This window comes from Yoonia sp. GPGPB17, assembly GCF_037892195.1.
Classification (GTDB): domain Bacteria; phylum Pseudomonadota; class Alphaproteobacteria; order Rhodobacterales; family Rhodobacteraceae; genus Yoonia.
Window position 1 is genome coordinate 332,347 of sequence record NZ_JATACI010000002.1, and the last position, 16,121, is coordinate 348,467.

At 53.2% G+C, this 16,121-nt stretch carries 13 protein-coding genes, 1 tRNA gene and 1 pseudogene; 8 read left to right on the forward strand and 7 right to left on the reverse strand.

Annotated features, from left to right (window positions below):
* Positions 1 to 35 precede the first annotated feature (35 nt).
* From QTO30_RS02025 to QTO30_RS02035, 3 genes are all read right to left on the reverse strand, one after another.
* On the reverse strand, positions 36 to 671 hold the full coding sequence (locus QTO30_RS02025; RefSeq protein ID WP_340422171.1) for a hypothetical protein: 636 nt from the start codon (positions 669 to 671) through the stop codon (positions 36 to 38).
* A gap of 869 nt (positions 672 to 1,540) precedes the next feature.
* On the reverse strand, positions 1,541 to 1,924 hold the full coding sequence (locus QTO30_RS02030; RefSeq protein ID WP_340422173.1) for a hypothetical protein: 384 nt from the start codon (positions 1,922 to 1,924) through the stop codon (positions 1,541 to 1,543).
* A 234-nt stretch (positions 1,925 to 2,158) separates the two neighbouring features.
* Positions 2,159 to 3,781, reverse strand: coding sequence for a tyrosine-type recombinase/integrase (locus tag QTO30_RS02035; protein ID WP_340422174.1), 1,623 nt, complete (start codon positions 3,779 to 3,781; stop codon positions 2,159 to 2,161).
* Between the two features lie 588 nt (positions 3,782 to 4,369).
* Between QTO30_RS02035 and QTO30_RS02040 the strand changes: the two genes are divergently transcribed.
* Positions 4,370 to 6,193 carry a caspase family protein gene (locus tag QTO30_RS02040; protein WP_340422175.1) on the forward strand — a complete coding sequence of 608 codons (1,824 nt, stop codon included), beginning with the start codon at positions 4,370 to 4,372 and terminating at the stop codon, positions 6,191 to 6,193.
* 20 nt (positions 6,194 to 6,213) lie between these two features.
* Here the strand turns inward: QTO30_RS02040 and QTO30_RS02045 are convergent, their stop codons facing one another.
* Complete coding sequence (locus QTO30_RS02045; protein WP_340422176.1) at positions 6,214 to 6,579, reverse strand: hypothetical protein; 366 nt, start codon at positions 6,577 to 6,579, stop codon at positions 6,214 to 6,216.
* A 225-nt stretch (positions 6,580 to 6,804) separates the two neighbouring features.
* On the opposite strand from QTO30_RS02045, the gene QTO30_RS02050 reads away from it, so the two are divergent.
* The 3 genes from QTO30_RS02050 (at position 6,805) to QTO30_RS02060 (ending at position 9,731) form a co-directional block, all read left to right on the forward strand.
* Positions 6,805 to 7,356: a hypothetical protein gene (locus QTO30_RS02050; RefSeq protein ID WP_340422177.1), complete on the forward strand. Its 552-nt coding sequence runs from the start codon at positions 6,805 to 6,807 to the stop codon at positions 7,354 to 7,356.
* On the forward strand, positions 7,334 to 7,756 hold the full coding sequence (locus QTO30_RS02055) for a hypothetical protein (RefSeq protein ID WP_340422179.1): 423 nt from the start codon (positions 7,334 to 7,336) through the stop codon (positions 7,754 to 7,756). The genes QTO30_RS02050 and QTO30_RS02055 overlap by 23 nt, the downstream gene beginning before the upstream one ends.
* 163 nt (positions 7,757 to 7,919) lie before the next feature.
* Complete coding sequence (locus QTO30_RS02060) at positions 7,920 to 9,731, forward strand: hypothetical protein (RefSeq protein WP_340422181.1); 1,812 nt, start codon at positions 7,920 to 7,922, stop codon at positions 9,729 to 9,731.
* A 199-nt stretch (positions 9,732 to 9,930) separates the two neighbouring features.
* Here QTO30_RS02060 and QTO30_RS02065 read toward each other — a convergent pair whose 3' ends face one another.
* Positions 9,931 to 10,587, reverse strand: a complete 657-nt coding sequence (locus QTO30_RS02065) for a DNA-methyltransferase (protein ID WP_340422182.1) — start codon at positions 10,585 to 10,587, stop codon at positions 9,931 to 9,933.
* 165 nt (positions 10,588 to 10,752) lie between these two features.
* Here QTO30_RS02065 and QTO30_RS02070 point away from each other — a divergent pair, with 165 nt between their 5' ends.
* A complete protein-coding gene (locus QTO30_RS02070; RefSeq protein WP_340422185.1) occupies positions 10,753 to 11,289 on the forward strand; it encodes a hypothetical protein in 537 nt (178 codons plus the stop codon).
* Here the strand turns inward: QTO30_RS02070 and QTO30_RS02075 are convergent.
* Entirely contained in the window at positions 11,268 to 12,494 is a 1,227-nt protein-coding gene (locus tag QTO30_RS02075) for a tyrosine-type recombinase/integrase (protein WP_340422186.1), read from the reverse strand. The two genes, QTO30_RS02070 and QTO30_RS02075, sit on opposite strands and share 22 nt — an antisense overlap.
* Positions 12,495 to 12,624: 130 nt before the next feature.
* On the opposite strand from QTO30_RS02075, the pseudogene QTO30_RS02080 reads away from it, so the two are divergent.
* Positions 12,625 to 13,822, forward strand: a pseudogene (locus QTO30_RS02080) (IS256 family transposase).
* Positions 13,823 to 14,192: 370 nt separating this feature from the next.
* Here the strand turns inward: QTO30_RS02080 and QTO30_RS02085 are convergent.
* A tRNA-Tyr gene (locus QTO30_RS02085) sits at positions 14,193 to 14,276 on the reverse strand.
* Between the two features lie 125 nt (positions 14,277 to 14,401).
* Here QTO30_RS02085 and rlmB point away from each other — a divergent pair.
* Both rlmB and QTO30_RS02095 read left to right on the forward strand, forming a co-directional pair.
* Complete coding sequence (rlmB, locus tag QTO30_RS02090) at positions 14,402 to 15,178, forward strand: 23S rRNA (guanosine(2251)-2'-O)-methyltransferase RlmB (RefSeq protein WP_340422187.1); 777 nt, start codon at positions 14,402 to 14,404, stop codon at positions 15,176 to 15,178.
* Between the two features lie 438 nt (positions 15,179 to 15,616).
* Positions 15,617 to 16,066: a YHS domain-containing (seleno)protein gene (locus QTO30_RS02095; RefSeq protein WP_340422189.1), complete on the forward strand. Its 450-nt coding sequence runs from the start codon at positions 15,617 to 15,619 to the stop codon at positions 16,064 to 16,066.
* Positions 16,067 to 16,121: the final 55 nt, after the last annotated feature.

A 16,121-nucleotide genomic window follows, 5' to 3' on the forward strand; every position in this document is an offset into this window, starting at 1 on the left:
CCACGTTCGATCTGACTGACTTGATGGCCTAAATATCAGGGTAACAACCTGAGACCTGAACCATGCAAGAAACCCGTCACACAACCCGCCAGCAATTTGACAGACCTTCCGTCAAAGAGGATGAGCCTCACTCCCGTTGCGGGGTCTTTGCCGACTGGTTCAACACGTGAAATCTCTTTCAATGAAAATCGCTCAGGACGACGAAAAAGACGCCGCAGAACAATGTCATCAACTGAGACATGAACACTTGTGCATGCGGCGGCAAACAGAGCTACAGCCAAAGTAGAGAAGACCAGGCTGATAACGAAAATGAGCCAATTCTTCGTAGTCTGCCCACTTGGTTCAGCTAACACGACTTGCCAATAGTATGCCGCACAACCTCCGAAAAGGATCAGCGTCCAGACGGCGACATATATATAGTGGCGGGGTCGGCGCATGACGAGTATGGCCTGGGTACCTATCCCCGTATAATGTCGCCGCTCAGACCTACCAGCAGGGGTGGTCCAGCCCGATCTTTTTGCTTCCGCGTTCTTTTCAGCGGCACGATGCAGAAAATGTGCCAGAAAATGTACCTGTAACCAATTTGAAATCACCACAACACTGATGACCACCACCGCGATGATTGGGTTGTCCAACAGAAATCGTAATACGTCCACCACTGGCTCAAACATGTCGAGTTCCTAACAGTTCCAAACCGATGGTCGCACATAAAGAGTTTAGACTTACACCCTTGTGCTATCAATTCGAATGTAGAACGGTCCACCCACACTTCCCTGTTTGACCGTCTCATTTTCGTGCCCCACCATTGACACCAGATCGGCAAAGCCCGCAAGCTTTGACTCATCAAGCTGGCCAACGGCAAAAGTCTAGTCGGAGTCTGATGTGCTACCGAAAGACGGATATGTTCGCATTAGCTGGGGTCGTCGGGCTGGATTAATTTGGGGGCCGGGCCTTGGACAAACAAATACAGTGCTTCGTCTTCAGACGCTTGAGTGACATCGCTCTCTTTCAAAGAAAATCCCATGCTGCAAGGTGGGCTTCTTGACGTTGGTCTTTTTGCTCGTGCTCGCACCACTGATCTGGGTCGCTTTAGCGATTTGGTGCGTCGTGCGTCAAGTCACGACATCCGGCTTAGGTCTTTGGCGTTTTGCGTCTGTTGTGGCTATACAGATAGCGGTGGTATCTCTGCCGTTCATTATCGGCGAAATATACCTCAGACAAGCCGGGCTTTCTGACTTTACGGTCTGTCCGAATGGCCAGGAGTACTGCGAAGATTTTTACCGACTTGAGCGATTAAGAGGCCGCATACTATTTTACCATGTTTTAGCAGTTTGGGTTGGAGTGACCATATGGACTCTGGCCTTGATGGCGAGCTTCCGGCAGAAGAAGGCTCAACGCTGACGACACAACACATAGCAGAGCAATATGGTGACAAGTCATATTCCCGGACCGGCAATAGGGAATGTCAAACAAAGGTGCTGAAAATCAAGCCCGTTTCATGAAGGAAACCGCCGAGAATGACTTTGACTGACCTGTGCTTTCAATCAACAGGGTTGGTGTCGTAGCTTTCACAAATGCCCCAAAGCCTGTGACCCAAAGAGTGTAGGTATTGTGCCAGGTTCATGGGGCGATAGGACGGCATGATCTGGAAGGCTTCGGTGACGGGCTTACCATCGTCAAAGGCAACGACGCAGAAGGCCACAGGGGCGGCTGGGACGCGCTCATCGCGGATTTCGACCACCCACCTGCCACGTTTGATGCGAGGGTCTCCACCAGCCTCTCTGATGGCCTCTGACCATGCTTCCGGCATTTGATCAGGTCTGAGGTAAATTGCAGTTGAGGACAGCGGATAGGGCAACACCCGTGGCATCGGTGTACCGTCATCTGCGGATGCGAGGTCTGATGTATGGAATGAAAAGAGCATGGTTGTGGTTCCCTCTGTTTGTGGTCCCTGTATTTGGGGTTGCGAGTGCGGGATCAGGCCACGTTTTCAGGTTCGCGGCTGTCCGGTCTTGGAACCGGCACCAACCCTAAGGCGCTACGCACTGCGGTAGTTGAGGTGCTTAGGCTGGAAACATCCCGTGTGCTGGATGCTCCGGGCAGTACATTTGACCCTTCCCGTTACGATGGGATGGTCCAAGAAATATTCAGGAATTAGTTATCTTCTTGGGTCAGTCGCAAGTACCCACTTTCGCTTCACATCGAACTCTGGTCCATCATAGTAGTGACGGATTGCACCGGCTTCTTTGTGGCCTAGTATTGCACGTTGAACTTGAATATCGGCACCCGCACGTCGCATCGCGCTCGCAAACGTGGACCTAAATGAATACAGTGCTTTCTGAGGGTCTGTGATCGGGTTTTGCATTTTGTCCCTGAGTAGACGGCCAAAGTTATGACGTACTGAGCCGACTTGATCCGTTTTGATTGATTGAAACGTGTCCAATCCACCCGATGCAATCCAATTTGGAAAGTCGGATATCTCAGGATGAAGAGGGACGACCCTGGTGGAGCTTTCGGTTTTGCTGCCAGTGATGCTTATCCAATCATCTGTAACATCGTCGGGTCTCAGCCTGATGACTTCGATTGGACGCATACCTGAGAAAGCCAGCACCCGTACAACCATGTGTATGGCGTCACGACGCGGATCAGACAATCCTTGCACGGGTGACGACCATAGGTCATCCGCAGCCTTCATGATCCTTGTGAACTCAAGCGGGTCGAACGGTTTCCACTTCCGCTCTTCAATTGGTCGTTTGTCTTTGGGGAGTTTGACCCCAAGCATTGGGTTCACTGGAATAATGTCTTCGTCAAAGGCGAACGCAAAAATACCCTTAATCGGTGTGAAGACTGCTTGGATGGAGGCGGCTTGAATTGTCCCGATCAAATCATCCCTCAACTGTTTCAAGTCCTCAGTGCGGACATGTGCCAAAGGGACATCGCCTGTGATCGCAATGAGCCTGGCAACCTCACGAACATACTTTGATCGCGTTCCAATTCGAATGGAGTTGAACTTGCAGTACTTCTCAAGGACGGCTGAGATGCTGTTCTTGTCGGGTAGGACGCTTGAAATCTTTCGTTCGATACGATGCTTTGCAAAGATATACTCATCGCGATCATCTGGATCAGACGGTGCGGATGGGTTGGTGCCAAAGTACCGCTGGAAAACTCTCTGTAGCTCGTCGAGATAGCGTTCATCAGACATTGGCCTCGGTGATTGAGGCGTGAACTCGAACTCAACTAAACCAACATCTGATGCGTGTGCCTTAGCCAGTTCGATGAACTCTGGGTAGGGTGTGAGTTTGATCCTGCCCAGCTTGGGACCACCATGCTTTGCGCGATCTATTTGAGCACGTAATTGCAGTACCTCGTGCTCTGGGGCCTTAGGTTGTGAGTGGTATTCATCGAGTTTGGCAACTTCTTCGAGAGCTTTCATCCAAGGCTTTGACAGGTCGTCATGCGAGACAAGCTCGTCACCGACCAGATATACAGGTGATCCACCAGTTTGCTCTACCAGAATCTGGTATGCCATATCCTTCGACCGCAGCACCTCTGCTTCAACAGAATCGTAGCCTTCAGGTGTCTTGAGCTTGGCCAGCAAGTCGTCATGTTCTTCAGCCCAGTTGACGACAAGCTGAACAGCCTTGGCGTAGCTGACATCTCCACACGGCATTTGCCATTTAGATATCCCCAGCAACTCCCGAAACTGGTCTGGTACACGGCGCTGGTAGTAGTACCGTCCACGGTCGATCTTTAGGTATTTTACCTTCTTCTCACCGGACATTTGTATCGAAAATCGGCTTGATTGTATCGAAAATTGGGGTTCTCTCTGCCCATAGTAGAGAGAAAATTTATAAAAATCAATTATATGGAGTGAATGGTGGGCGACCCTGGAATCGGCTTGCTCACGACATGACACCTGGAGTTTAATTATTATTTAGCAGATGCTTAGACTACTTAGTGAAAGATGGTAAGGTCACCATTGTGTCCAGAAATGGTATAATTGTGTCCACCGCAGAATGGATAACGCCAACCGACAGGTTCGATGCTTTCAAGAGTTCGCCACTGCCGAAAGCGAATGCGTGTCATTTTGGCCGTACGGTAGATGGAGGCTAATACTGGATTATCTGATGGCCTACATCTTTTCCATTATTCTCAGATATTTACGGGTCACAAATGATGCTGACATCACACATCATGACTCACAGTTTGCGACGATGCCTGCGTGACACCCTTGAGGTTAGGCGTCCACATCACATGGATCAATCATCCGCGATGATGAGACTTTGCTTACCGCACGTGAGATTTGCTGCTCCCCTGCGGTAGATGCTACGATTGGGCAACGCGCAACCTCGAACAAGAGTAACCTAGCATGCAGTCAAAGAAGCGGTGTGGAGCGAATGCAAACAGCAGCCTTTCTGCTGTTTTGTCTGCCTTCCTCCATACGGTGCTTGTTATCATTGCCACAAACGTGGCCACCGCTGCAATCGCCGATGGTCGGTATGCTTTCATTGTAGGCAACAGCAACTATGAAAACGCTGCCGCGTTGGACAATCCTGTCAACGATGCTCGTTTAATCTCAGCGTCTTTGGCATCGGTCGGGTTTGAGGTCACTACGCATATAGACCTTGGGCGCTCTGAGTTTGGTCGCGCGTTATCGGAGTTTCTCTCTGCAAGTGATGGTGCAGATGAAGTAGTCTTCTACTTCGCCGGTCATGGTATGCAGTTTGACGGAGAGAATTACCTTCTCGCAACCGATGCGTCACTTGCGTCCGAGTTTGATGTCATGGCGGAAAGCATCTCGTTGGAGCAGGTTTCGGTTGCACTAAGCCGTGTTTCAGACTCAGTGCTGATCTTTATTGACGCGTGTCGCGACAATCCAATAGCGACGCGCTTTTATGCCGAGAATTTCCCACAGACCCGTTCGGTGGAGAAGCAGGGTCTTGCGCCAATCACATCGAACCAATCAGGTACGATGCAATTCTTCGCGGCCTCCCCCGGCGAGGTAGCTTATGATGGTGTCGGTGCAAACTCACCGTTTTCACTTGCCCTTGCGCGTCACCTTCCAACACCGGGTGTTGAGGTTCTTACGCTCACCAAACGGGTGATCGCCGACGTACGGGTGCTGACTAATGGGCGGCAAAGCCCAACCGTGACGAACGATATCTCACGTGAGATTTATCTTGCGGGTCTAACAGTTCCAAACGCTGGCAAGCCAGAACCAACGCGGATTGAGCAAGCCGCTGAGGCTTGGAAGGATTTTGAAACCAGTCGGTCCCCCGATGCGCTTGAGGCTTTTGCCGAAGCCTATCCAGACACACCTTACGCCACGCTTGCAAGGGCATTGTCACGGCGGTTGATGTCTGATGATGACCTCAATCAAGAACCAGTTGTCCTACCGGACTGGTGCACTAATCCCTCCAATACGACCCAAACCGTCATATGCGGCGATCCTGATTTACTGTCACTCGATGCCGAACTGGCCGAACTCTTGCAACGGCGTTTGGACTCCACCCGGACCGGAGCGGATCGAGGTCGTGCGTTGGTCGAAGATCACAATTGGAAAATGGATCGAGATGCCTGCGATGCAGATCGCGAGTGCATTGCACAGCTATACGAGTTGCGACGGATATCGCTCGTAGAGTTCTCTGATGCGGATACACCGACGGCCTTGGTGGTCCGGGCCGTACAGGAAGAACTGAACAGGCTAAGCTGTGGTGCGGGCCAACCAGACGGTGTGGTTGGGTCGCAAACGCGGGGTGCCTTTGATCTGCTTAGGTCCGTGGTGAACCTAGAGCCTGAACAGCCACTTGATGCTTTGGAAACCTTGGCCAGTTTGCGCAGCATCCCTTCAGGTGTCTGTTCCGTGATCAATCGGGCAAGAGAAGCACCTGTGCTTTTGGAAGGCACGTGGCGTGTCGATATCTCAGACTGCCCCGGTGAAGTAGGCTCCGAGAGGTCCATACGCATTCGGTTGAACCACGACGGCGGCACCACCTACTCTGGTAGTCTCGCTTGGGGAGGTGTCTTTGATCGGGCTATCGGCGGTGTCCTGAGTAGCCAGTCATTCAGCGTTGTCCACGTTACAACGAACGGCGCACGGCAATCGTTTTCTTTTACACCGTCTGACGCCCCCGATGTGCTCGGAGGCGTCAATTGGGAGCGTTGCAAGGTACTGGCCTATAGAGCGCGATAGTACGCCAGTCTCGTTTTGGCTCAGTTGCCGTTGGGACGTGCTGGAACGAATAACCAGCTTACAACACGGGTGTCCGCATTCTGAAGCGCGTTGGTTTGGTCCATGTCAGGCGTCGCGGCGGAGCGTGTGCACAGATATGGTGTATCAGCAGTCGTCAGAATAATCCGTGGATCGCCCAACGAAACTTGCTCTTGCAAGCTGACCACAAAGTAACCATCCGGATTTGCACGAACGTCGTCCTCGGCCTGCATTTCGTTGACATGATCAGCCCCGCAAAATTCGATGACGCGGCTGTCAGCATAGTCGGATGCGGTGCTGCCATCAGCGAAGGCGATGGTTGCAGTGGCGATCAGGGCAATTGCAGAAAATGTCGTTGTGTTCATCATTGGTCTGTTCCTTATGAGTGGGATCATCTGTCCCGTTGGGTTCTGTCGTGATGGCCACCTGCCATCTCGCTCTGTGAACACTTCTGAGGGACCTACGGCTTGGACCAACTCCAATCGAACGGGCGTCCGCATAAAGCTTGGAGGGCTTACCAAATCTTGGTAAGCATTCTGAAAACCAAACGAGGCAGCGGGTTGGCGATGAGAGAATTGCGATGTTTGGCGGCGATGCGCTCTGCAAAGGCGCAGTTCTTCACATCAGTCGAGGCGCATGCTGCGAAGCACATCGGTGTCGATGGTGCTGCAATGCTCGAACGCGATCACCGCAGGGTGTTGCGTAGTGAAGGTGTCGCTCAGGTCGCGGAGTTCTTCTACGTGCTCAAATACGCTGGGATACCCATCCCCGATGGTTTGGCTAGCTTCCTTGAGCGCCACAACGCCGACATGGATACCTTAGAGCAGTCATGCCGCAATGGTTACACCGTCGGAGGCCTGTCGGCACAGCGTGTCCGCCGGGCAAAGTTCAGCGATGCACAAATCAGATACGTCATGCACGAATCCAGCGGCGGTGAACCACGCTTTGACCAGCAAAGTCTGCAACGGATATTTACACAGATCATGTCGTTCGAGTCGTGCCGCTCAATCCTCGTGACACTATCTGACTTTGGGCTTTTACGACGGTGGGAGTTCAATCAGGTGGTCATCGGGTCAACAGGCATCCTGGAAGACCTATACAAGACGCAACTGGAGACAATCGTTGCCACGTTTGATCAAACATAGGGCCATCGCTATCGGCATGTCATGCCTGATGGTGACGCCTGTTGCATCCCAAGAAGTTAGTCCGCTGGAAGCGTTCACAGAAGCGAAGTGCCTCTCATTCGCTGGTGATCCGTCGGCACATTTGGTGAATGACAATGGCCAAAGCGCCGTGTCGGTTCTCCTGACTGAGGCCATACTACGGCACTGCGCCGCAAGGGGATATGCGTCAATGCCTGAGCGGCACGATGGTAACTCCACACGTTCGGCTGAAGTGCCAATCGACCTTGATGCAGACGAAAAGGAGCGGCTGGATCGTGAGTCCCGATACTACCTTGAGACCTCAATGCAGATTGATGCTGATGCTGCCAACGATCTGCTAAGGCGGTTGCTCGGATCGCTGCCAGTTCCGCAGGAGGAATGAACTCGTCATTGTGTGGACGACCCAAGACTGACGTGCCGCATCTTTGATTGGTTCAAAAACATTGCTACTTAGCGTTTCCAACGATGATGGTTGCGGGAGTTCGTCACCACCGAAAGAGAAACATCGTCATTGTGATCGTTTAAACGGTTGGTGAGAATAGGAGATGACTACAGACCTACCAGACTTTGATCAAGATCAGGAATTGACTGATCTGCGACGCATCTGTGATGACATCCGTTCGGAAATCCTGAAGCATAGCCCGCAACAGCTTATCGGCGGCCTGTGGTCCATGATGTTGATGAGCTTAATTTCCAAGTTTGATGATGACGGCGATGGCAGCCTTCCCAACGTGTCTGCGGACGAAAAGCATGTGTTGTTCGCTATGGAATATCTTCATGCCACGGACGCAGCAGAAGGTGTACCTGGTCCTGAAACTGCGTTGCCAGTAGATGAAACAGTTCTAAAGGAGCTTCTGGAACTGTCAGAAAAGGCCATAACACACGTCTTTCGCTTTGGCCTTGCATCAATGGCAAAACAGTTTGGGGATAAGACTGCAAACTTTCATTCACTCCAATCGACGATCCTTACAAACTGGGTATTGATCAGAGGGCGACGTTATCAGGTTATGGAAGAGGAGTTCTTTAGCTACGTTCTCCAGCCTCATGATGACGTGATCCAAGAGTTGTATGGAGTTTCGGCATCCAAACTTTCGAAGGAAATTCAAGCAGCCGTTACAGCCATCAGAGAAGGTATTGATCGGGCTAGAGATGAAATCACGCAATTGATGCTGGAAACATCTGATCAAGCCAGTGCCAGTGGTATCGACATGGCGGCGTTCACGGCAGGTGAAGGCAACATAACAGAAGAAGATCGCAAACGTGCAACCAGCGCATTCGACGATTTGATGTTTGGCGGTGTATTCAACGTCAGCAAGCACACCAATATCCCGCAAGACTTGTTAGATGACCTCTGTTTCGAAGCTGGTTCTGAGGATAAGTTCTTAGATGGCTCTGATTATGCTGGTACACCTCTTCAGACCTTACCAGCGCGAGTGAAGCCGCTGATAAGGATTGAAGGGAACTACTACTGCACCGAACCGAACTTTATTCGCGATTCCTTATACCGTGCAGTTCAACGTGCAATTATTGGTCGCAAACCAGACTACCGAGAAAGCTGGAACCAACGTCAGAAAGAGATGTCAGAAGCTGCTTTTTCCCAACTAATGGGGGATAGTCTTGGGACGGCTAAGGTGTTCACCGACGTCTATTATCCGATTGGTAAGAAGCAATGGGCTGAAACCGACGGAGTAATTCTGATTGACGACGTGTTGATCTGCTTGGAAGCTAAAGCAGGCACTGAGTCTTTGGCGGCACCATCGTCCAATATGGACTCTCACATCAACAAGACTGAAGAACTTGTTGTTAAGGCTTATCGCCAGGCAAAACGTTTCATTGACTATGTGCATGCTTCAGAAGAAGCACCGCTTTACGCCAAAACAGACGACGGGAAGTTCGTTGAGATTGCACGGGTCAAAAAAGCAAACCTGAGGAAAGTTTATCCAATCGGTCTGACCGTCGAAGCCTTTTCCCCGTACTCGGCGGCTGTAAAGGAACGGGACGACGTGGTGCCAATCGCCGACCGACACAACTTCATATCTATGTCCATTGATGATCTCTTCGTGCTCAGGCGTCTGCTGAATGGTGCAGGTGAGTTCCTACATTACTTGGACGTTAGACAGGCGTTGGCTGGAATGAAGAATGTTACTCTCTTTGATGAGATGGATCACGTCGGGGCCTACATATCCAACAACCGAATGGACCAACACATCAGACAAATAATCGAGGACGAAAATGCTGACTTTGTCTCCATTGATGGTATGCAGGAGGATATTCTGGACCCGTATTTTAGCCACCCTGACTGGCCAGACTGTCGACCCCCGCCCAACAATATCCAGCCCGAACGCAGGAAATTTTAGATAGCTTGGCGGCCACATCTTCTTCTGGATGGCTTTCGGGTGACAGCTTTATCCGTGACATGTCCGGAGAGGGCAGACTGCAAATATCTGATCATTTCGACAAGGTCCTGCCTAATCTAGCTCAGGGATGCCGCCGCCGCAGTCGGCGTTTCGGTTCCAACGCTTTATCGTTGGTTGCCTAGTTCAGTACGTTGATCTTTCAGGACAACAGGCCGAGCCTTTCGCGAGCGATTTGCAAATACTCAGCAGAAAGGTCAATGCCGATGCCATGTCGGCCAAGCCGCTGAGCAGCGACTAGCGTGGTACCGGTGCCCACAAATGGATCAAGAACGATGCCGCCGGTCGGGCAGGTGGCCTTCAGCGGCACTTCGGCAATACTCTTCGGAAATGCCGCGTAGTGTGCACTCCTGCCCGTAGAGCGATCAGGCGCGATCTGCCAAACGTCACCTGGCATGCTGCCTTTTGGATTGTATCTCAGAATATAGAATCCATCGCGCTGAAGCCGAGATGCCCTCGCTGAAATGGTCTCGTTGTCAGAATGGGTGACACGGTTCCCTCCTTTGAGGATAAGTCGAAAGTCATACAATCGACCGGCTTTGATTTCGGCGAACGTATTATCAACAGCGTTCATCTTCTGTGTCTCCGTTAGGCTAGCCGCCGACTTGATCCGTTCCTTACACGCTGGCGGCGATATGCCGGTTGCGGTGACCACTTCACCTTTTGCAAGTCGTGCTTTCTTTGATGGGATGCGAATGGCATCTGCGTCGAAGTAGTAATCGTTTTGTTTTGCAAGGTGGAAAACATGTTCATGTCTGTGGGTAGAACGCGAACTCCCGGAAGAAACGGAGTGGGCCAAGGAACTATACCTCGAACTAAAGAGACAAGCGGAACGGTCTGAGGGCTTCCGTGCTTACCGAATTGAACGTGTCATCCCCAAGGTGCTCCGCGATTTAGCGAACGATAGCCCCAAGGAAACTTGAGACGAGATGATTGGACATCGGATGAGAGATGGTTCACGCACATGACTGATAGCATGATCCTAACGGTCCAGAACCATTTGGAACATGACCCACGGCTTGAAGGCTGGAGTCCACTTGGCATCGGTATGACCTTCGAGACTGACAAGTGGGTTGAATTGATCCTTTCCTACAGTCTCACCGAAACGGTCCCGGACTACCTAGAGCAGATGTTCGAACGGGCGCAGGGATGTGCTGTCTATGGTTGCTATCACTATCCGCTGTTCACTCTGGCCGTCGAAGAACTTTTCAGACTCAAAGAAAGCGCCTTACGGGAGGCTGTTCGGGAAACCCGTGCTTCAAAGACCGTTCTGAAGCAAAGCTATGCCGATCTCTTGAAGTGGGCATACAAAGAGAACCTGATTGATCAGCAACGTCATGACCAGTGGCAGGCGGCAAGAGAGTTGCGCAATATAACCAGCCACAAGGGCGATTACTTGCTGTTAGGTCCAAACGATGCAATCGGCCATCTCCAATTCACTGTCGAAATGACTGATGAAATCTTCAGGGCCTGCCGAACTCATTCCAAGTCATCGTCCTGACCCGGCTCCGCATACTCCTTTCGACAATCTGATGCTTCAAGCCACTTACGCTTTTGGGTAAACTCCGGGCCATCGTCATAGTGCCTGAGCGCCCCAGCCTCTGCATGACCCAATATGGCCCGCCTCAGATCAGGTGATGCACCAGCACGCCGTAGAGCGTTACTGAACGTTGATCGCCATGAATAAAGCACTTTCTTTGGATCAGTGATCGGTGGGTCCATCTTCTTTCGTATCAGTTGTTGGAAGTTGTGCCGCACAGACTGCACAAGGTCTTTCTCTTGGGTCTTGAACGTGTTGAAACCACCGCTGCGGAGGAACTCTGGAAACTCAGCTAGTTCAGGATGCAGAGGGATCACCCGATCCGATCCGTCGGTTTTTGACCCTTCCACTTTGATCCACTTGTCCGTTATCCGTTCCGGTTCAAGATCAAGCACTTCTTTGGGTCGCATCGAAGTAAAGGCCATAACCTTGATGACCCATCGAACTGCAACGCGGCGTTCCTCAGTCATACCACGCACACGCTTACCCCATATGGTGTCCATGGCATCGAAAATGCGTTGAGCTTCGTTAGGCGTGAATGGCTTCCATTTGCGCTGTTGAACCGATTGCTTTTCGCGATGTAGCTGAACCGAACCCATGGGGTTGATGTCGATCAGTTCCTCTTGGATTGCGTACCGCAGAGTCGTTTTGATCGGCGTGAAGATTGCCTGTACTGAACTTGCAGAGTTGGTCCGAAACTGGTTGTCGCGAAACTCTCTGAGCATTCTTGGTGTGATGTGCGAGATAGGGATGTCCCCGGTTTGTCGGATCAGAGTCTGGATATGCCTTCGATACTTCCTGCGTACCGACTCTTTGACCCCGTTGAACGCGAAAGCGCGTTCGCTCACCACAGACAGTGTGTTCGGATCACCGGCAATGTCAGCGATGCGGCGTTCCAGTTTCCGCCTGACCAGTTCATATTCATCACGCTCATCTGCGTCCGTAGGGGCGATCACTTGATCGCCAAAGCAGATAGTCAGGATGCTGCGATATGCTGCCAGTCGAGCAGCAGGGCTAGTTTCCGGATGTTGATCGGCGGCGAGTAGTGCAGCCCTTGCCCCCTGCAACATCTGACTGCCACGCCAGTTCCCCGGCTCCATGCCCAGATCGGTCAGTGCATCGGCGATACCCATCAACGGCTCTTCAAGCGCGTTGACTTCTGTCACATATCTCGTGTTAGTGTCCGAGCACGTGGTGTAATTTCTATGCCGTCAACGGTGTAAACCCAGGTGGCCACCGAGGTGTATGGTCGGGCGGAGTTTCGCGACTTCAACCACGGACCACACGGAGACCCCGATGACCAAAACCAACATGGACTTATCAGAGCTTCTGGCCAAGCAGGACGGCGGCGACTTTCTTCGCAGCGTTGCCGAGGCCGTTCTTCAGCTCATCATGGAGGCCGATGTCGAAGGCCTGATCGGTGCAGGCAAGCACGAACGTAGCAATGACCGCGCCACGTGGCGGAACGGGTATCGAGAGCGCTCTCGATACCCGTTTGGGCACTTTGAACCTCAAGGTCCCGAAGCTCCGCCAAGGCAGCTACTTTCCCGGCTTCTTGGAACCCCGAAAGACATCCGAGAAAGCCCTGGTGGCTGTGATCCAGGAGGCTTGGATTGGCGGTGTGTCCACCCGCCGCGTCGATGAATTAGCCCAAGCCATGGGCCTGAGCGGCATCTCCAAGAGCACCGTGTCCAAGCTTTGCAAAGACATTGACGAGAGGGTGAATGAGTTCCTGACCCGCCCGCTCAACGGGGAATGGCCCTATGTCTGGCTCGACGCCACATACCTGAAGGTGCGCCAGGGCGGGCGGATCGTCAGCGTTGCCGCCATAATCGCCGTTGCAGCAAACACCGATGGCCGCCGGGAGATCATCGGCCTAGGTCTTGGCCCCTCAGAGGCAGAAACGTTCTGGATGGACTTCCTGCGCGGCCTCAAGGCCCGTGGGCTTGATGGGACCAAACTGGTGATCAGCGATGCCCACAGTGGCTTACGCGCCGCCATCGAGCGCGTCTTCGAGGCGACGTGGCAACGCTGCCGGGTTCACTGGATGCGTAACGCCCTGGCGCATGTGTCACGCGGCCAGCACACCGTTGTCGCCGCCGCGATCAGGCAAGCCTTCGACCAGCCCGACCGAGCATCCGCTGGAGAGACCTGGCGCAAGGTGGCCGATCAGCTCCGGCCTCGGTGGCCAAAGTTGGCAGAGTTGATGGACAGCAGCGAACACGACGTGCTGGCCTACATGGCCTTCCCGCGCCAACATCGCACGAAGCTGCACTCGACCAATCCCATTGAGCGCCTGAACAAAGAGGTGAAACGGCGCGCGGATGTCGTCGGTATCTTTCCAAACGAGGCATCCATCACCCGCCTCATCGGCGCAGTGCTATTTGAGCAGAACGACGAATGGCAGACCGCAAGCCGCTACATGATGGTCGAGGCATTCGCCCAGATCGACAACGAGGAGACAGACCCAATTCTCAGCATCAAAGCCGCCTGATCATGCGCTCAGGCCACCAGGCAAATTACACCACCTTGACGGACGTGACCTATCTCGTTTTTTCCGCGACTAAGGGATCATCCAAATCCTTGATCGTCTGGTCGTCCTGCTTGGTCCACTCAACAACCATTGCGACCGCCTGTGCGTCAGAGACTTTTCCGCATGGTCGATTCCACATTTTGAAGCCCAAGGTCTTCTGATGCTTGTCGGGAACACGGCGTCGGTATGACAGAACACCACCATTGTCCTTCATGTATTTGGGCCGCTTGAGTGTCCGCATTGTGTCCAGATTTCTTGAATTTGTGTCCAGATTTCGCTTCTGGAAACAAGCAATAGCCATTAAAAAAGGAAAATCAACGCGATAGCGTCATGGTGGGCGACCCTGGAATCGAACCAGGCGTGAGTCGCCTCGAGGGAGTTACAGTCCCCTGCCACACCTTGCGGCCTGTCGCCCACTGACGGGGTGACTACCTGTGGCCCAAGGGTGCGTCAACTGCAAAAATGGTCAATCGTGCCCCACTCTTCACAGCTTGCAAATTGTCGGGTATCGCCTGCGTTGAACCAAGGATCGGAAACAGCATGAAAAAGCCAAAGTGGGTGATTGCCAAAGAACAGGCCAAGCGGCAGGCCGCACAAGAGACCGTCTGGCTTTTTGGATTGCATGCGGTGCGCGATGCTTTGCAAAACCCAGCGCGCCAGAAACTGCGGCTGGTTGTGACGCGCAATGCTTTGGAGCGGTTGGGTGACACGGTGGCGCAAAGTGGGATGTCGCCGGAAATCTCTGATCCGCGCAAGTTCGCAGCACCGCTTGATCCGCAGTCCGTGCATCAGGGGGCCGCACTTGAAGTCAAACCGCTGGACTGGGGCAGTCTTGAGGATGTGGCATTGGGCGAAGGGCCTATGCCGCCGCGGATCGTGTTGCTCGACCGTGTGACTGACCCCCACAACGTGGGTGCAATCCTGCGCTCGGCCGAGGTGTTCGGGGCGCGCGCCGTGGTGGCCGTGCAGCGTCATTCCGCGCCAGAGACAGGTGCATTGGCCAAAACGGCCAGTGGTGCATTGGAACGCCAGCCCTATCTGCGTGTGCGCAATCTGGCGGATGCGATAGAGGCCCTGAAAGGCATGGGATATCTTGCGCTGGGTCTGGATGGCGACGCAGAGCACACGATCGAAGCCGCCGTCGAGGGCAAGCGCGACCGCCCTGTGGCCCTGGTGATGGGGGCGGAAGGCCCAGGTTTGCGCGAGAAAACCCGCGAAACCTGCGATGAATTGGTCAAAATCGACGCGGCAGCGGGATTTGGATCGCTCAACGTCTCAAATGCGGCGGCAGTTGCCCTATATGCTGTCAAAGGCTGACGGACAGGACGAGACCCATGGGTGCCACGAAAATTGCGACTTGCTGCTATTGCGGCACCAAAGCGGTCCTCGTGCTGCGCGGCAAGGACAAGCATGAACTGGCCTGTAGCAACTGTGGTGCGCCATTGCGCGCTTTGAAAATGTTACCAAAGCGGGCCGGGGGGCGACTGCGCCTGCGGCGGCACCCGCCCGCCCGACCAAACGCAAACGTGTTGAAAAATACCCTGAATACCGCAAAGAACGCCCGAAAAAGCGCAAGAAATCCAAAGGGTTTGGCCGCCGGGTGATGTCTGAGATCTGGGATGTCGTCGAAGACGTCGTGGATGATATCTTTGACTAAGGTCTTATCACTGCGCTTCACGCCTTTGCGAGGGGGTAGGCAAGACTGCCATCTGCACGCAGTTTGTCCTGCATGACCCATCTTTTCACCGTCTTCCCATGCTAAGCCGTCGCCATTTTACCGGTGGTCTGGCCGTCTTACCTTTCGCGGCGACACCGGCTGTGGCCCGCCAGCCTTGTGTGTTTGGCACGCATGGCGTTGCCATCAACGGCATCGATCCCGTCAGTTATTTTGCCGAGCATAGGCCAATGCCCGGATCCGATCTGTACCGGTTGCGCTGGCGCAATGCGGTGTGGCGGTTCGGGTCATCGATGACAATGGATGCGTTTGAACGCAATCCCCATCAATATGCGCCACGTTATGGTGGCTTTTGTGCGGTGACCATGGCGCATGGTGGCGTCTCAGATACCGTGCCAGAGGCCTGGGCGGTCCATGACGGTCGCCTTTATCTGGCTCAATCGCGCCTTGCGATGGCGGCATGGCAAGCTGATCCCGCCCAGTACATCGCCCAGGCAGATAGCCACTGGGCGACGGCCAGCTGCGGCTGAATACACGGTTTGTTCACATTTACCTGAGAACGTCTTTTGTGCCAGTGCGGCATAC